Here is a 13,664-nt window from a genome sequence, read left to right as displayed (position 1 = left end):
AATCAAGCTTGGCTATGGACGCGATAGGGACGACGCTGGGATGCGATGCTGGCCGATCTGACGCCTTCGCGAGCAAACCCGCTCCCGCAGGGAACTGTGTCGTTCACAAGTTCAATGTGGAAGCGAGCTTGCTCGCGAAGAGGCCCTCAGAGTTTCAACTGCCCAATCGCCTTGCTCAGCTCTCCAGCCAGTTTCGCCAGCTCATTACTGGTCGTCGCTGAATCCACGGTCTGCTGCACGGTGTTTTCGGTCACATCACGGATACTCACCACCGCGCGATTCATGTCCTCGGCCACTTGGCTCTGTTGCTCTGCCGCCACGGCGATCTGCGTATTGCTTTCACGCATTTGTGCCACTGCGCCGGTGATATGCGCCAGTGCTTCGCCAGCCTCCTGCGCTTGCTGCACACAGTCGTCGGCCTTGTACGAACTCTCCTGCATGAAATCCACCGCATCGCGCGTGCCGGCCTGCAAAGCGCAAACCATGGTGGTGATCTCGTCGGTCGAGGTCTGCACCCGTTTGGCGAGGTTGCGAACTTCATCGGCCACCACGGCAAAACCACGGCCCATTTCGCCGGCCCGTGCAGCCTCAATGGCGGCGTTGAGCGCCAGCAAATTGGTTTGCTCGGCGATGCTGTGAATCACGCTGACCACGCCGTTGATCTTTTGACTGTCCTCGGCCAGGCGCTGGATCATCTCGGCGGTCTGTTGTACACCGCTGGACAGGCCGGCAATCGAATGCTGCACCCGTGCAACCACTTGCTGACCGCTACCAGCCAGGCCGTCGGCGGTCTGCGACAGATCGCGAGTGGCACCCGCGTGCTGGGCGATGTGATAAACCGTGGCAGTCATCTCGTTGATCGCGGTGGCCGCCTGATCGGTTTCGCTTTGCTGGCCGAGCATGCCGTGGCGCACTTCGTTCATGCTCGACGCCAGACGCGCAGCGCCGACATCCAGTTGCTGCGCAGTGTTGGCAACGGTGGTGACGACGCGCTGATAACCGGCCTGCATCGCGTTGAACGCGTTGGCCATCTGCCCGACCTCATCCTTTCCGGCCAGCGGTACACGGGCTGAAAGATCGCCGCTTTTTTCAACGTGCAACATCACGTCTTTCAACGTGTTGAGCTGGCTGAGCAGGAAGCGGATCAACAACTGCGAAGCGCCGAGCATCGCCAGCATCAGGATGAACACCGCCACGGCATAGTTGGCGAAGCGCTCGCCGAACACTTGCGTCAGGCTTGGGCCGTAGGCGATGACTGCTACTTGCTGGCCGTCGGCACGGCTGAACACTTCGGCGCCCATCAGCGGGTTGTCGCCGAACAGTGGCAGGTGGTTGATCTCGTTCCAGCCGTTGTTGTCGGTGATCTCCAGCAGCGGTTGATCGTGGAGGCGTGGCGCCTCCCCGCGTTTGAAGGTCAGCACTTGATCGGCCTGGGGCAGCACCTGCCCGGCCGGCCAGGCCTTGAGCAAGTGCGCCTGGGCTTGCGCCGACGCTTGTAACGCGAGACTGCGGGCCTGTTGTTCGAGCTGTACGGCGTACAACACCAGCAACAGGGTGGTGACGAAGGCGACCGCGTTGACCGCCCAGAATTTGTATTTCAGCGAGATATTGCTAAGCCAGGCACCCATGGAGGTTTTCTCTGATAGCGGAAACAGCATTGGCAAGGTGCCAGCATTGTGCCGCTATGCAGCTCTGGAAATCTTGATGTGTGTCAACAGCCGATGCTGTCCGGCTGTGCTCGCAAAAGCGTTGTGTCAGTCGCTATTTATTTATCTGACTCAGCGCTCTCGCGAGCAAGCCCGCTCCCACAATGGTTGTTGTGTGTGTCAGGGGAGGGAGGGGAGGTTGAAGAATGCCCGGGCACAAGCGGTCGAGTGCGCGGCGAGGTCTTCCTCGGTTTCACCCCGGTGCAACGCCACTTCGCGCAGCACTTCGGTCAGGTACGCCGGTTCATTGCGGCCATTCTTCGGTTTCGGGCGCAGGGTGCGCGGTAACAAGTAAGGCGCATCGCTTTCCAGCATTAGCCGGCCGCGCTTGATCTCTTTGACTAATGGATGCAAGTGCGTGCCCCGGCGCTCGTCGCAAATCCAGCCCGTGATGCCAATATGCAGATCCAGATCGAGGTAGCTGTACAACGCCTTCTGCTCGCCGGTAAAGCAATGCACCACGGCCGCAGGAAGTTGATCGCGGAAGTCCTTGAGTATCTCCAGCAGGCGCACACTGGCGTCGCGCTCATGCAGGAACACCGGCAATTGCAGCTCAACGGCCATTGCCAGATGTTCTTCGAGGACTTTTTCCTGTTGGGTGCGCGGTGAGAAATCGCGGTTGAAATCCAGTCCGCATTCGCCCACGGCGACCACGTTGGCTTCTTTGAGCAGGCTGCGCAGGCGCCGGGCGCTGTCGGCATTCCAGTCACTGGCTGAGTGCGGGTGAATCCCGGCCGTTGCAAACAGCCGTTGCCCACTGTCATCCAGTTGCTGGCACAGTTCCAGTGCCTGTTCGCTCCCCTCGACACTGGTGCCGGTCAGCACCAGTTGGCTGACCCCGGCGGTGTAGGCGCGGTCGAGTACGGCCTGGTGTTTGTCGGCGAAACTTGGGTTGGTCAGGTTGACGCCGATATCGATGAGTTGCATGGTTGCTACCTCGGGCCGAAGGCCGGAAAGCATACCAGAGCTGTAGATTCATCATAAAAGCCAAGAACTACAACGGCTTATGACTGTCTGTTGAGGCCGCTAGACGGCTTGTGTTGGTATGGTGGCACACTACTGTGCCACTCTCTCGCACTTTGCCAGCGCTCCTGGCGCTCTGTTTTCGTCGGCGATTTTGCCTCTCAGCGGTGAAATCGCCCCGTATTCTTTCCGGAGAGTGGATGATTCGTCCCTCGGTTTTGCTGCTGTTGTGTGGATCGTTACTGCTGCCGATGGCGGCGGTAGCGCGCCTGCCCGGGCCGCTGCAAGCCGTGCCGGCCGCCAAGGTGCGTGACTTGTCCGAGATTCGCGGCAGTCGCGTGCTGCGGGTGCTGGTCAACCAGAGTCGTAACAGCTCCGGCGAAGTCCAGGGGCAGGCCATCGGCGTCGAATACCATCGCCTGCGCGCCTTCGAGCAATACCTCAACGGCCATGCGCGTGACGGCCAGGAAATCACCCTCAAGATCATTCCCAAAGCCAAGGATCAACTGCTCGGTGCCTTGCAGCGCGGTGAGGGTGATCTGGTGGCGCCCGGTGAATTGCTTGATTTGCAAGCCGGCCGTGCGGTCGCCAGCAGTGAGCCGATAGCCAGCGACGTGCCGCTGGTGCTGGTCGGCATCAAGGGCGAGCGGCGCTACACCAGGCTTGAGCAACTCGCCGGCAAAACCCTCGCCTTGCCCACCGGCAGTGCGGCCGGGGAAGCGGTCAGCCAACTCAATCAGAAGCTGGCGCTGCATAAGCTGGCGCCGATCAAGATTGAATGGGTCGATCCGACACTGGCGGTCGAAGATGTACTGGAAATGGTCCAGGGCGGCATCTTTCACCTGACCATCGTCGAACAACCGATTGCCGAGCGCTGGGGCAAGATCCTGCCCAAGCTGCGTGTTGAGCGGCAACTGAGGATCGGCGATCCCGGCGAGGAATACTGGTTCGTGCGCCGGGATGCATCGATGCTGCGGGCGAGCATTGATCGCTTCCTCAGCGGTTACAAGAAGCCGTCGAACGAAGATGTAGCGTTTCTGCGCATCTATCGCCGTCTGTATAAAGTCCACTATCCATTGGCCAAGGCTGACCGTCAGCGTCTGGAGAAATTGCGCCCCGTGCTGCAAAAGCATGCCGCGGCGCAAAACATGGACTGGCTGAACCTGGCAGCGTTGGCATTCAAAGAGTCGCGCCTGCAGCCCAATGCCCGCAGCGGCAGTGGCCCGACCGGGCTGATGCAGATCACCCCGTCCGCAGCGCGACGGGTCGGTGTGAACAATATTCAGAATCTCGATGCGAATGTGCAGGCCGGGGCCAAATACCTGGCGATGATCCGCCGCAAGTTCTTCGCCAGCCCCAAGCTCAATGAGCGCGAGCGCATGGCGTTCACGCTGGCGGCTTACAACATCGGGCCGGAGCGGGTCCAGGGTATGCGTGCCGAGGCCCGGCGGCGGGGGCTAAATCCTGATCAGTGGTTCTTTCAGGTCGAGCGCATTGCCATGGAGCAGGTGGGAATGGGGCCGGTCAGCTATGTTAATAGCGTGAACAAGTATTACTTGGCCTTCGACCGGGAGCGGGAATCATTGGAGCCCGGTGGGCCGAAAGTTTTCTCACGTAAATAATCTAATAAATCGATTGTTATGGCGAAATATTTGCGCTTTTAACATAGAATTTACTGATTAATATAGCGGCCAATCCACACACACTTCTCGCAAAACAAGGAATGCCCCATGAGCTCTCTGATCAATAAGGTTCTGTTCACCCGCGCAGGCTACGGCTTGACCCTTCTGCGCATCGCTGTCGGCGTGATCTTCGCTGCCCACGGCTCGCAGAAACTCTTCGGTCTGTTCGGCGGTTACGGTCTGGCTGGCACTGCGCAGTACATGGAAAGCCTGGGTCTGACGCCTGGGTATGTGATGGCCACGCTGGCCGGCGGTACCGAGTTCTTCGCCGGTCTGGCCTTGATCATCGGCCTGCTGGTTCGTCCGGCGGCGCTGGGCCTGACGTTCCTGTCGCTGGTTGCGATCTTCACCGTGCACATCAGCAACGGTCTGTTCATGGTCAACAACGGTTACGAGTTCGCTCTGGCGTTGCTCGGTGGCAGCCTTGCCGTTCTGATCGAAGGTGCTGGCAAGCTCTCGGTGGATCGCGCCATCGCCGGTTGAGCGCTCTGACTCACGCCTAAGGCTCGCATTGTGCGAGCCTTTTTTGTTGCGGCTGATTCTTGACACTGATCGGTCACGTTCTCTAGGATGCTGCTCATGCGCCGATTTAAACAGCTACTTGCGGGGCGCCAGGTGACTACAACAGTTGCCGTCAGAAGCCGGAACAGGGCTTCGAAATACCGCTAAAGCGCTGGTTCGGTGTTGCCTCTCACCTGCCACGCAGACTTTTGAGGCAGAGACACGACACGATGAATGCACTACGCCCTCCAGCACGTCCCGCGCCGATCACGGCACATATCACCCAACGCAATCCAAAAATCCTGCTTGGCGGCAAACATCAGCCGACGCTGTTGCGTTATCTCGATGGCTGGCCACGTCGCAGCGGCGGCCCCGCCGCGTTCCTGATCCAGTTTGTCGAGGACGGCGAGTCGCTGGCACGGTTTGCCACTGACAGTTTTGATCTGGCCGTGATTCAGGTGCCGAGCCAGGAAGACGTGCCGCACATGATCGCGCAACTGGTCCGCGTCGCACGGCAAGGCTTGATTACCCGTCGCTAGGGTTTTCAGGGGTAGTCGATGGCCACGATGTACACGAACTGTTCGCCAGTCGGTGTCTGTACCCGCACTTCTGCGTCGAGCGCCTTGCCGATCAGGGCGCGGGCCAGCGGCGAGTCGATGCTGATCAGGCCCAGTTTCAAATCCAGTTCATCCGGGCCGACGATGCGGTAGCGCGATGGCTTGCCGTCTTCGTCTTCGATGGTTACCCAAGCGCCGAAGTAGACCTTGTTCGGGTCGCTGGGCTTTTCGCTGACAACCTTCAACGCTTCCAGCCGTTTGGTGAGGAAGCGCACACGGCTGTCGATCTCGCGCAGCATCTTTTTGCCGTAGGTGTATTCAGCGTTCTCCGAGCGATCACCCTGAGCCGCCGCCTCGCTGACCGACTGCGTGACCTGTGGACGGCGCACATGCCACAGTTCATGGAATTCAGCGCGCATCCGCGCTTCACCTTCGGGTGTGATCAGCGCGGTGCCGGCGGTACGGGGAGGGCGATAACGGCTCATGGCAATTTCTTGTGAGTTAGACGGCTGGAGTCTATCAACCCTCGCGCAACACTGTCAGCGGACTTGCGTTGAGTGCCCGACGTGTACCGAAGACGCCCGCGCCCCCGATCAGCGCCGCGCCAATCAGCGGTAGCACCAGCAGCCACGGGTGCGGATGCCACGGCAGATCGAAGGCGTATCGATACAGCACCAGGCTCACCGCTTCCGAACCAATGGCCGCTAGCAGTCCGCTGACCGCGCCGAGCAAACCGAACTCAATGCGACGTGCCTTGATCAGCAACTGCCGCTCCGCGCCCAGTGCTCTTAGCAATGCACCTTGGCGAATACGCTCATCCAGCGTTGCCTGCAACCCGGAAAACAGCACTGCCATTCCCGCCGCCAACACAAACAACAACACGTACTCCACAGCCAGCGTGACCTGGGCGAGGATGCTGCGCAGTTGTTCGAGCAGGGCTTCGACCTGAAGAATGGTCACAGCCGGGAAGGCCCGCGACAGATCGACGATCTGCTGGTCGTGTCCAGGCGCCAGATAGAAGCTGGTCAGGTAGGTCGCCGGCAGATCCTTCAATGTGCCGGGCTGGAAGATCATGAAGAAGTTCGGCTGGAAATTGTCCCAGTTGATCTCGCGCAGGCTGGTGACCTTCGCTTCTCGATTGACCCCGCCAACGCTGAACACCATGTGATCGCCGAGTTTGAGCTTGAGGCTCTCGGCGACCTTGCCTTCCACCGACACCCCGGGAACATCGTCAGTGGGCTGTTCAGTCCACCACGACCCGGCGGTGAGCTTATTGCCGGGCGGCAAGTCGGCGGCCCAGGTCAGGCTCAAGTCGCGTTGAATGGCGCGGTCGCCAGCAGAGTCCTTGCTGACGATCTGCTGCACCGCTTCGCCATTGATGCTGATCAGGCGCCCCGGCACCACCGGATACAGCGGCGCCGCTTGCGCTGACACGTTGATCAGGTGATCGGTAAAGGCCTGTTTGTCGGCTGGCAAAATGTTCAGGGCAAAATAGTTGGGGGCATTTTTCGGCAGTTGATTTTGCCAGGTGTCGAGCAGTTCGCCGCGCAGCAGGGCGATCAAGGCCATGGACAGCAGGATCAGCCCGAATGCCAGCGATTGGCCGGCTGCTGCGAGCGGATGACGCAGCAATTGACCCAGGCCCAGACGCCACGGCAAAGAAGCACGGGCGAGCATGCGCCGCAGGCTTTTGAGCAACAACAGAAGCAAGCCACCCAACACCAATGCGGCGACCACGCCACCGCCGAGCAAGGCAAACGTCAGCAACAGATCAAGGCTCAGGCGCCACATGATCAGGCCCAGCGCGCCGAGCGCCGCGCCATAGACCATCCAGGTGCTCGACGGGATCGGGAGCATGTCGCGGCGCAAGACTCGCAACGGCGGCACTCGTCCCAACGCCGCCAGTGGCGGCAGCGCGAACCCGGCCAGTGCCACCAGCCCGGTCGCGATCCCGGCAAGGGCCGGAAACAGGCCACCTGGCGGAACATCACTCGGCAGCAGATCATGCAACAGCGCGAACAAGCCCAGTTGCGCCAGCCAACCGAGTAACGCACCACTGAGGGCGGCGAACAGCCCAAGTGCCGTCAGTTGAATACTGAACAGCAACATGGTTTCCCGTCGCGACAAGCCGAGGCAGCGCAGTAATGCACTGGCATCGAAACGGCGACTGGCAAAACGGTTTGCCGACAACGCCACCGCCACGCCAGCCAGCAGCACCGCGACCAGGCTGGCCATGTTCAGATAGCGCTCGGCCTTGCCCAGCGCGCCGCCAATCTGCCGATTGCCGTCGCGGGCATCTTGAATCCGCTGATTCGCTGCCAGCCCTGGCTTGATCAGTTGTCGATAGGTTTGCAGTGCTTGCGGTTCGCCGCGCCACAGTTCGCGATAGCTCACTCGGCTACCGGGCTGCACCACGCCGGTCGCGGCGAGATCGTCGAGGTTGATCAGCACGCGTGGCGTCAGGCTATAAAAGTTACCGGCTCTGTCCGGTTCGTAAGTCAGTACCCGTGTCAGCTTCAGGGGCTTCATGCCGACGTCGATGCTGTCGCCGATCTTCAGGTCCAGCGCGGTCAGCAGGCGTGACTCGACCCAGGCTTCGCCGGGCTGGGGTTCGCCTCCGGGCTCTTCAGTTGCGAAGGGGACCGGGGCGCTTTTCAGTTCACCGCGCAATGGATAGGCGCGGTCTACCGCTTTGATGCTCGACAACTGAATGCCGTTGTCGGTCGCGATGACACTGGAAAATTCCACGACCTGCGCGTGATCAAGGCGTAATTCGGTGCCAATTCTGATTTGTTCCTGACGGGCCGGTGAGCTGCCTTCCAGTACCAGGTCGGCGCCGAGAAACTCGGTAGCGCGCAGCATCATGGCGCCATTGAGGCGGGCACCGAAATAGCCGATGGCGGTACTTGCCGCTACGGCGACCACCAAGGCGAAGAACAACACCCGCAGTTCTCCGGCGCGTGCATCGCGCATGAGTTGACGGATGGCGAGACTCAACAGACGCAACAGCGGCAGGCGTGCCATCAAGGCTCCAGAGGGGCGACCAACAGCCCGGCTTCAAGTCGGATCAGGCGCCGGCATCGATGGGCCAGGCGTTCGTCGTGGGTCACCAGCACCAGTGTGGTGCCGCGCTCCTTGTTCAATTCGAACAGCAAATCGCTGATGCGCTCGCCGGTGTGGCTGTCGAGGTTGCCGGTGGGTTCGTCAGCGAACAGCACGTCAGGCTCGGCGGCAAAGGCTCGGGCAATCGCCACGCGCTGTTGTTCGCCGCCCGAGAGCTGGCGCGGCGAGTGAGTCAGACGCTGGCCGAGGCCGACCCGTTGCAGCAATTCAGTGGCGCGCTCGCGGGCGTCTTTACGGCCATCAAGCTCAAGCGGCAGCATGACGTTTTCCAGCGCGTTGAGACTGTCGAGCAATTGAAACGATTGAAAGACGAAACCCACATGTTCGGCACGCACCCGAGCGCGCTGGTCTTCGTCGAGATTACCCAGACTCTGGCCGGCGAGGGTGACTTCGCCGCGGCTCGGTAAATCGAGACCGGCAAGCAGGCCGAGGAGGGTGGATTTGCCGGAACCGGACGCGCCGACGATGGCCAGGCTGTCGCCCTTGTTCAGTTCCAGGCTGAGTTCGTGCAGGATAGTCAGTTCACCTTCCGCGCTGGGAACCACTTTGCTGAGGTTCTTCGCGGTGAGAATGCTTGCGCCCATGGAGAATCCGATGCGTGTGTGGTTTTTGAGTGCTGGCCTGGCCTTGATGTGCATGGCCCAGAACGCAGCGGCGGGTACTGTCCTGATCGTTGGGGATAGTATCAGCGCCGGTTTCGGGCTGGATACCCGGTTGGGATGGGTCTCGTTGCTCGAGCAACGGCTCAAACAGGAGGGTTTCGACGACAAAGTGGTGAATGCCTCCATCAGTGGTGACACCAGTGCCGGAGGCCAGGCGCGGCTGCCCGCGCTGCTTGCAGAGCATAAGCCCGACCTGGTGATCCTCGAACTGGGTGGCAACGATGGCTTGCGCGGAATGCCGCCAATTCAATTGCAACAAAATCTTGCTTCGATGATCGACAGCTCCCGCCAGAGCGGTGCCAAGGTGCTGTTGCTCGGCATGCAACTGCCGCCCAATTATGGCAAGCGTTACACCGACGCTTTTGCCCAGGTGTACGGCAAACTCGCCGACGCAAAAAAGATCCCGCTGGTACCGTTTTTCCTCGACGGCGTGGGCGGTCATCCAGACTTGATGCAGGCTGATGGTTTGCACCCGGCAGTCGGGGCTCAGGGCAAGTTGCTGGAAAATGTCTGGCCTACGCTAAAACCGTTGTTATGAGGCTTTTCTAGCGGCAGGCTTTCGGCTAATGTGGCGCCCCCTTATTCGGAGCCCCCAATGCCACGTTCTGCCTGGTCTCTTTTTGCCTACCAACTGATCGAGCCTGACGAACAGCTGGATCTGTTCGCCTGCCAGGAAGTGCGGGTGCATCTGGTGACCCGTCAACTGGAACTCGGTGGTTCTGCGGATCGGACCCTGTGTGGCAGCCTGCTACCGGCGCAGCCGCGCTGGTCGAGCGTAGATCGTCGGGTGTTTCAGGATCAGCGCCTGTGCTCGCTGTGCCGGGCGATTCTGGAGTCGCAGAAGCGCGGCACCTCACCGATCTGGCCTGAGTTGCGCTTCGAACTCTAAAATCTTGAGTCAATAGGTTGACCGCGTCTTGAGAGCCAGTCTCCTCGCCGCAGGTCTTGTGGCTCCCCGAATTCCCGAGGTGCGGTGTACAATCGCGCGCTCATACCCTTGTTGATCATGCGAAGGATGTTCCGGATGTTGCCGCGCTTTCCTGCCGTCGCCCGCTGCCTGTCTCTTGCCGCCCTGTGTGTGGCCGGTCCCGTTGCTGCATTGGAGTTTCCCCTGCCACCGCCTGGTGAAGACATCATTGGTCAGGTGCAGGTGATCAAAGCCAAGTACGAAGACACTTTCGCTGATCTGGGCACCGCCTACGATCTGGGCTATTCGGAAATGCTCGCGGCCAACCCGGGTGTCGATGCCTGGTTGCCCGGCGCCGGCACCGAGATCGTTCTGCCAACCCGTTTCATTCTGCCGCCGGGTCCGCGTGAAGGCATTGTCATCAATCTGGCCGAATACCGTCTCTACTATTACCCGAAAGGCCGGAACGTGGTGTACACGTTCCCGCTGGGGATCGGTCGTGAGGGCTGGGGTTCGCCAATCGCGCACACATCGATCATTGCCAAGACGCCGAACCCGACCTGGACGCCTCCAGCCTCGATCAAGGCTGAACACGCTGCTGATGGTGATCCGCTGCCCAACGTGGTGCCGGCCGGTCCGGACAACCCGCTGGGACCTTTCAAATTCACCCTCGGCACGCCGGGCTATCTTATCCACGGATCGAACAAGAAATTCGGCATCGGCATGCGTACCAGTCACGGCTGTTTCCGCATGTTCAACAACAACGTGCTCGAGATGGCCAGCATCGTGCCGGTCGGTACCTCGGTGCGTATCCTCAATGAGGCCTACAAGTTCGGGAGCAGTGGCGGCAAGGTTTACCTTGAGGCGCACACGCCGATCGACGACAAGGGCGATCCGTCGGTGGTCGACAAGCACACAGCGGTGATCAACGCGATGCTCAAGCGTGATGACATTACTAACAACCTGCGCGTGAACTGGGATGTGGTGCGTGATGTGGTAGCGGCCGAGGATGGTCTGCCAACCGAAATCGGTACGCCAAACACGTCGGCACCGATTGTTTCGAACACGCCGATCGACCCGCTGCAGTAGGGTCGGATCCGAACCCGTCGAGCCTTGAGGCATCGACGGGTTTTTTATTGCCAGGACAAAAGCACCGGCAATAAAAAAGCCGACCCAAAAAATGGGTCGGCATGATAATAATCCCGAGGGACTATTACTTGCGGCTAGCCTTGTCGAGCATGCGCAGAGCGCGCTCGTTAGCTTCGTCAGCAGTCTGTTGTGCTTTTTGAGCAGCAGCCAGAGCTTCATCAGCTTTACGGTAAGCTTCGTCTGCACGAGCCTGGGAGCGAGCAGCTGCGTCTTCAGTAGCGGTCAGACGTGCTTCGGTTTCTTTCGATACGCTGCTGCAACCGGTAGCCAGAACTGCGGCCAGAGCCAGAGCAGAGAATTTCAGAACGTTGTTCATCGTGTTCCCCTTCAAGGACTTTCAATTAAGTGGCTGTCTCCTCGGATTGAGGAAATAGCCGGCGTACATACTACCCATTACTTGTAGTAAGTAAACTGACGTAGCGCAAGAAGCAAAAAAAATTGTAGGCGCTGATTCTTTTTCGAGCAACTTTTAACTGCCCTGTATAAAAAACATCCAGCTACAGGCCCCGCGCTGAGCGAGTCAATGAGAAAAAGTTCCCGTTGTCCTGTGCTGTTTTTGCAGAGTTGTCTAAAGTCTTTCTAGATGAATTCGTCCATACTTTTGTTCCGATTCTGCGTGCTGCTTCGCTTATCTTTGTTCATGTTGAGGTGACTTTATAAAAGGCGGCACGTCTTAAGTCTCAACATCCGGCAATGTTCAGGTGAGCGGCCCGGGAGATATCGTCTCCAGGCCATCCCTGCGTCCATCGGAGCAGCCCCCCCCGTCAAGCCGCTTGATGACGAGCGTACCTTGAGCATTTTTGCCAATGGTGCCTACTATTTACAGGTGCTCGATTGCGTGGGATCGGTGTGGCTCTTCTCGTTGTCCATCAGGCACGGGGTGGCGTAGATGTTCCTTCGCCGGAAAAACATCGGTAAGGTAGGGGTCAAAATTCAAGACCCGCGAGGAGTAGTGATGAGCGAGGCGTTGTCCATCCACCATGACCAGGCTGGTCATCAGTTCGAGACCAATGTGGACGGTCATCGTGCCTACCTGACCTACATGGATCTGGGTAAACAGACCCTGGATATCTATCGCACGTTTGTGCCCAACGCCCTGCGTGGCCGTGGCATTGCCGCAGCGCTGACAGAAAGCGCGTTGCAATACGCCGAGGAAATGGGCTACACGGTGATCCCGTCGTGCTCCTACGTCGAGCGCTACATGGAGCGTCATCAGCGCCGCGCTGCGAAAATCTGAACAGCACACACAAAAACGCCGGGCAATGAATGCCCGGCGTTTTTTTATGCCTGTAAAACGCGGATCAACTGCGCTCGCGTTTCGGCAACACATCCTTGAGCTTGGCGTGCATGCTGCGCAGGGTGCTCTCGGTGGCGGACCAGTCGATGCAGGCATCGGTGATCGACACGCCGTATTGCAGGTCGGCGAGGTCTTTTGGAATCGCCTGGCAGCCCCAATTCAGATGACTCTCGACCATCAGACCGATAATCGACTGGTTGCCTTCGAGGATCTGGTTGGCCACGTTCTCCATCACCAGCGGTTGCAGGGCCGGATCCTTGTTGGAGTTGGCGTGGCTGCAATCGACCATGATGTTCGGCTTGATCTTGGCCTTGTTCAGCGCCTGCTCGCACAGGGCGACGCTGACCGAATCGTAGTTCGGCTTGCCGTTGCCGCCGCGCAATACCACATGACCGTAGGCGTTGCCTTTGGTGGTGACGATCGATACGCCACCTTCCTGGTTGATTCCGAGGAAACGATGCGGGCTGGACACCGACTGCAGGGCGTTGATCGCTACCGTCAGGCCGCCGTCTGTGCCGTTCTTGAAGCCGACGGCCGAAGACAGGCCCGAAGCCATTTCACGGTGCGTCTGGGATTCGGTGGTGCGCGCGCCGATAGCCGACCAACTGATCAGGTCCTGCAGATATTGCGGGGAGATCGGGTCGAGGGCTTCGGTGGCAGTCGGCAGGCCTTTCTCGGCCAGATCCAGCAGCAATTGACGACCGATGTGCAGACCGTCCTGGATCTTGAACGAGTCGTCCAGATACGGATCGTTGATCAGGCCTTTCCAGCCGACGGTGGTGCGCGGCTTTTCGAAATACACGCGCATGACCAGGTACAAGGTGTCGCAGACTTCCTCGGCCAGCACCTTCAGGCGTTCGGCGTATTCGTGGGCAGCCTTGATGTCGTGGATCGAGCACGGACCGATCACTACGAACAGGCGGTGGTCGGTGCCATCAAGAATGTTGCGAATGACTTCGCGACCCTTGGTGACGGTGCGCAGGGCCGCGTCGCTCAGAGGGATATCACGCTTGAGCTGATCAGGAGTGATCAGGGTCTCGTTAGAGGCGACGTTTAGGTCGTTGATCGGTAAATCAGCCATCGTTTACTCGTCAGGTCACGGGTGCCGGCCGCCAGC

Annotated in this window: 14 protein-coding genes; 7 read left to right on the top strand and 7 right to left on the bottom strand. The window is 59.6% G+C overall.

What is annotated here, in order from left to right; genetic code table 11:
• Positions 1-146: 146 nt before the first annotated feature.
• Both AACY11_RS19090 and AACY11_RS19085 read right to left on the bottom strand, forming a co-directional pair.
• The gene (locus tag AACY11_RS19090; protein WP_339431174.1) at positions 147-1,628 is read right to left on the bottom strand and encodes a methyl-accepting chemotaxis protein; all 1,482 of its coding nucleotides are present in this window, start codon (positions 1,626-1,628) and stop codon (positions 147-149) included.
• A gap of 198 nt (positions 1,629-1,826) precedes the next feature.
• Positions 1,827-2,633 (bottom strand): TatD family hydrolase, encoded by an 807-nt coding sequence (locus AACY11_RS19085; RefSeq protein WP_339431175.1) that lies wholly within the window; start codon positions 2,631-2,633, stop codon positions 1,827-1,829.
• A gap of 236 nt (positions 2,634-2,869) precedes the next feature.
• Here AACY11_RS19085 and AACY11_RS19080 point away from each other — a divergent pair, with 236 nt between their 5' ends.
• From AACY11_RS19080 to AACY11_RS19070, 3 genes are all read left to right on the top strand, one after another.
• Positions 2,870-4,291: a transglycosylase SLT domain-containing protein gene (locus AACY11_RS19080; RefSeq protein ID WP_339495514.1), complete on the top strand. Its 1,422-nt coding sequence runs from the start codon at positions 2,870-2,872 to the stop codon at positions 4,289-4,291.
• Positions 4,292-4,399: 108 nt separating this feature from the next.
• Positions 4,400-4,834, top strand: a complete 435-nt coding sequence (locus AACY11_RS19075; protein ID WP_339495513.1) for a DoxX family protein — start codon at positions 4,400-4,402, stop codon at positions 4,832-4,834.
• Between the two features lie 248 nt (positions 4,835-5,082).
• Positions 5,083-5,391 (top strand): class I SAM-dependent methyltransferase, encoded by a 309-nt coding sequence (locus tag AACY11_RS19070; protein WP_339495512.1) that lies wholly within the window; start codon positions 5,083-5,085, stop codon positions 5,389-5,391.
• A gap of 5 nt (positions 5,392-5,396) precedes the next feature.
• Here AACY11_RS19070 and greB read toward each other — a convergent pair whose 3' ends face one another.
• The 3 genes from greB to AACY11_RS19055 are packed head-to-tail and all read right to left on the bottom strand — an operon-like array spanning position 5,397 to position 9,116.
• Positions 5,397-5,894 carry a transcription elongation factor GreB gene (gene greB / locus AACY11_RS19065; RefSeq protein WP_339431178.1) on the bottom strand — a complete coding sequence of 166 codons (498 nt, stop codon included), beginning with the start codon at positions 5,892-5,894 and terminating at the stop codon, positions 5,397-5,399.
• 34 nt (positions 5,895-5,928) lie between these two features.
• On the bottom strand, positions 5,929-8,433 hold the full coding sequence (locus tag AACY11_RS19060) for an ABC transporter permease (protein WP_339495511.1): 2,505 nt from the start codon (positions 8,431-8,433) through the stop codon (positions 5,929-5,931).
• Complete coding sequence (locus tag AACY11_RS19055) at positions 8,433-9,116, bottom strand: ABC transporter ATP-binding protein (RefSeq protein WP_339431180.1); 684 nt, start codon at positions 9,114-9,116, stop codon at positions 8,433-8,435. The genes AACY11_RS19060 and AACY11_RS19055 overlap by 1 nt, the downstream gene beginning before the upstream one ends.
• A gap of 10 nt (positions 9,117-9,126) precedes the next feature.
• Here AACY11_RS19055 and AACY11_RS19050 point away from each other — a divergent pair, with 10 nt between their 5' ends.
• From AACY11_RS19050 to AACY11_RS19040, 3 genes are all read left to right on the top strand, one after another.
• Positions 9,127-9,732 (top strand): arylesterase, encoded by a 606-nt coding sequence (locus AACY11_RS19050; RefSeq protein ID WP_339431181.1) that lies wholly within the window; start codon positions 9,127-9,129, stop codon positions 9,730-9,732.
• Positions 9,733-9,789: 57 nt separating this feature from the next.
• On the top strand, positions 9,790-10,083 hold the full coding sequence (locus tag AACY11_RS19045; protein WP_007955656.1) for a hypothetical protein: 294 nt from the start codon (positions 9,790-9,792) through the stop codon (positions 10,081-10,083).
• 135 nt (positions 10,084-10,218) lie between these two features.
• A complete protein-coding gene (locus AACY11_RS19040) occupies positions 10,219-11,190 on the top strand; it encodes a L,D-transpeptidase family protein (RefSeq protein WP_339495510.1) in 972 nt (323 codons plus the stop codon).
• A gap of 124 nt (positions 11,191-11,314) precedes the next feature.
• On the opposite strand, the gene oprI is transcribed toward AACY11_RS19040, so the two are convergent.
• A complete protein-coding gene (gene oprI / locus AACY11_RS19035) occupies positions 11,315-11,566 on the bottom strand; it encodes an outer membrane lipoprotei OprI (protein ID WP_002553018.1) in 252 nt (83 codons plus the stop codon).
• Positions 11,567-12,205: 639 nt separating this feature from the next.
• Between oprI and AACY11_RS19030 the strand changes: the two genes are divergently transcribed.
• A complete protein-coding gene (locus tag AACY11_RS19030) occupies positions 12,206-12,487 on the top strand; it encodes a GNAT family N-acetyltransferase (protein ID WP_003226804.1) in 282 nt (93 codons plus the stop codon).
• Positions 12,488-12,551: 64 nt separating this feature from the next.
• Here the strand turns inward: AACY11_RS19030 and AACY11_RS19025 are convergent, their stop codons facing one another.
• Positions 12,552-13,628, bottom strand: coding sequence for a 3-deoxy-7-phosphoheptulonate synthase (locus tag AACY11_RS19025; protein ID WP_339431183.1), 1,077 nt, complete (start codon positions 13,626-13,628; stop codon positions 12,552-12,554).
• Positions 13,629-13,664 lie beyond the last annotated feature (36 nt).

This window comes from Pseudomonas sp. RA_105y_Pfl2_P56 (assembly GCF_963970845.1).
GTDB classification, from domain to species: Bacteria; Pseudomonadota; Gammaproteobacteria; order Pseudomonadales; family Pseudomonadaceae; genus Aquipseudomonas; species Aquipseudomonas baetica_A.
Note: the sequence above shows the minus strand (reverse complement) of the source record. Positions and strands in the feature narration are given on the sequence as shown.

Excerpts from the sequence above, each read along its gene's own strand:
- AACY11_RS19055 (WP_339431180.1), bottom strand. The coding sequence starts at position 9,116 with ATGGGCGCAAGCATTCTCACCGCGAAGAACCTCAGCAAAGTGGTTCCC.
- AACY11_RS19030 (WP_003226804.1), top strand. The coding sequence starts at position 12,206 with ATGAGCGAGGCGTTGTCCATCCACCATGACCAGGCTGGTCATCAGTTC.
- AACY11_RS19060 (WP_339495511.1), bottom strand. The coding sequence starts at position 8,433 with ATGGCACGCCTGCCGCTGTTGCGTCTGTTGAGTCTCGCCATCCGTCAA.
- AACY11_RS19045 (WP_007955656.1), top strand. The coding sequence starts at position 9,790 with ATGCCACGTTCTGCCTGGTCTCTTTTTGCCTACCAACTGATCGAGCCT.
- greB (WP_339431178.1), bottom strand. The coding sequence starts at position 5,894 with ATGAGCCGTTATCGCCCTCCCCGTACCGCCGGCACCGCGCTGATCACA.
- AACY11_RS19075 (WP_339495513.1), top strand. The coding sequence starts at position 4,400 with ATGAGCTCTCTGATCAATAAGGTTCTGTTCACCCGCGCAGGCTACGGC.
- AACY11_RS19085 (WP_339431175.1), bottom strand. The coding sequence starts at position 2,633 with ATGCAACTCATCGATATCGGCGTCAACCTGACCAACCCAAGTTTCGCC.
- AACY11_RS19090 (WP_339431174.1), bottom strand. The coding sequence starts at position 1,628 with ATGGGTGCCTGGCTTAGCAATATCTCGCTGAAATACAAATTCTGGGCG.
- AACY11_RS19040 (WP_339495510.1), top strand. The coding sequence starts at position 10,219 with ATGTTGCCGCGCTTTCCTGCCGTCGCCCGCTGCCTGTCTCTTGCCGCC.
- oprI (WP_002553018.1), bottom strand. The coding sequence starts at position 11,566 with ATGAACAACGTTCTGAAATTCTCTGCTCTGGCTCTGGCCGCAGTTCTG.
- AACY11_RS19070 (WP_339495512.1), top strand. The coding sequence starts at position 5,083 with ATGAATGCACTACGCCCTCCAGCACGTCCCGCGCCGATCACGGCACAT.
- AACY11_RS19050 (WP_339431181.1), top strand. The coding sequence starts at position 9,127 with ATGCGTGTGTGGTTTTTGAGTGCTGGCCTGGCCTTGATGTGCATGGCC.
- AACY11_RS19080 (WP_339495514.1), top strand. The coding sequence starts at position 2,870 with ATGATTCGTCCCTCGGTTTTGCTGCTGTTGTGTGGATCGTTACTGCTG.
- AACY11_RS19025 (WP_339431183.1), bottom strand. The coding sequence starts at position 13,628 with ATGGCTGATTTACCGATCAACGACCTAAACGTCGCCTCTAACGAGACC.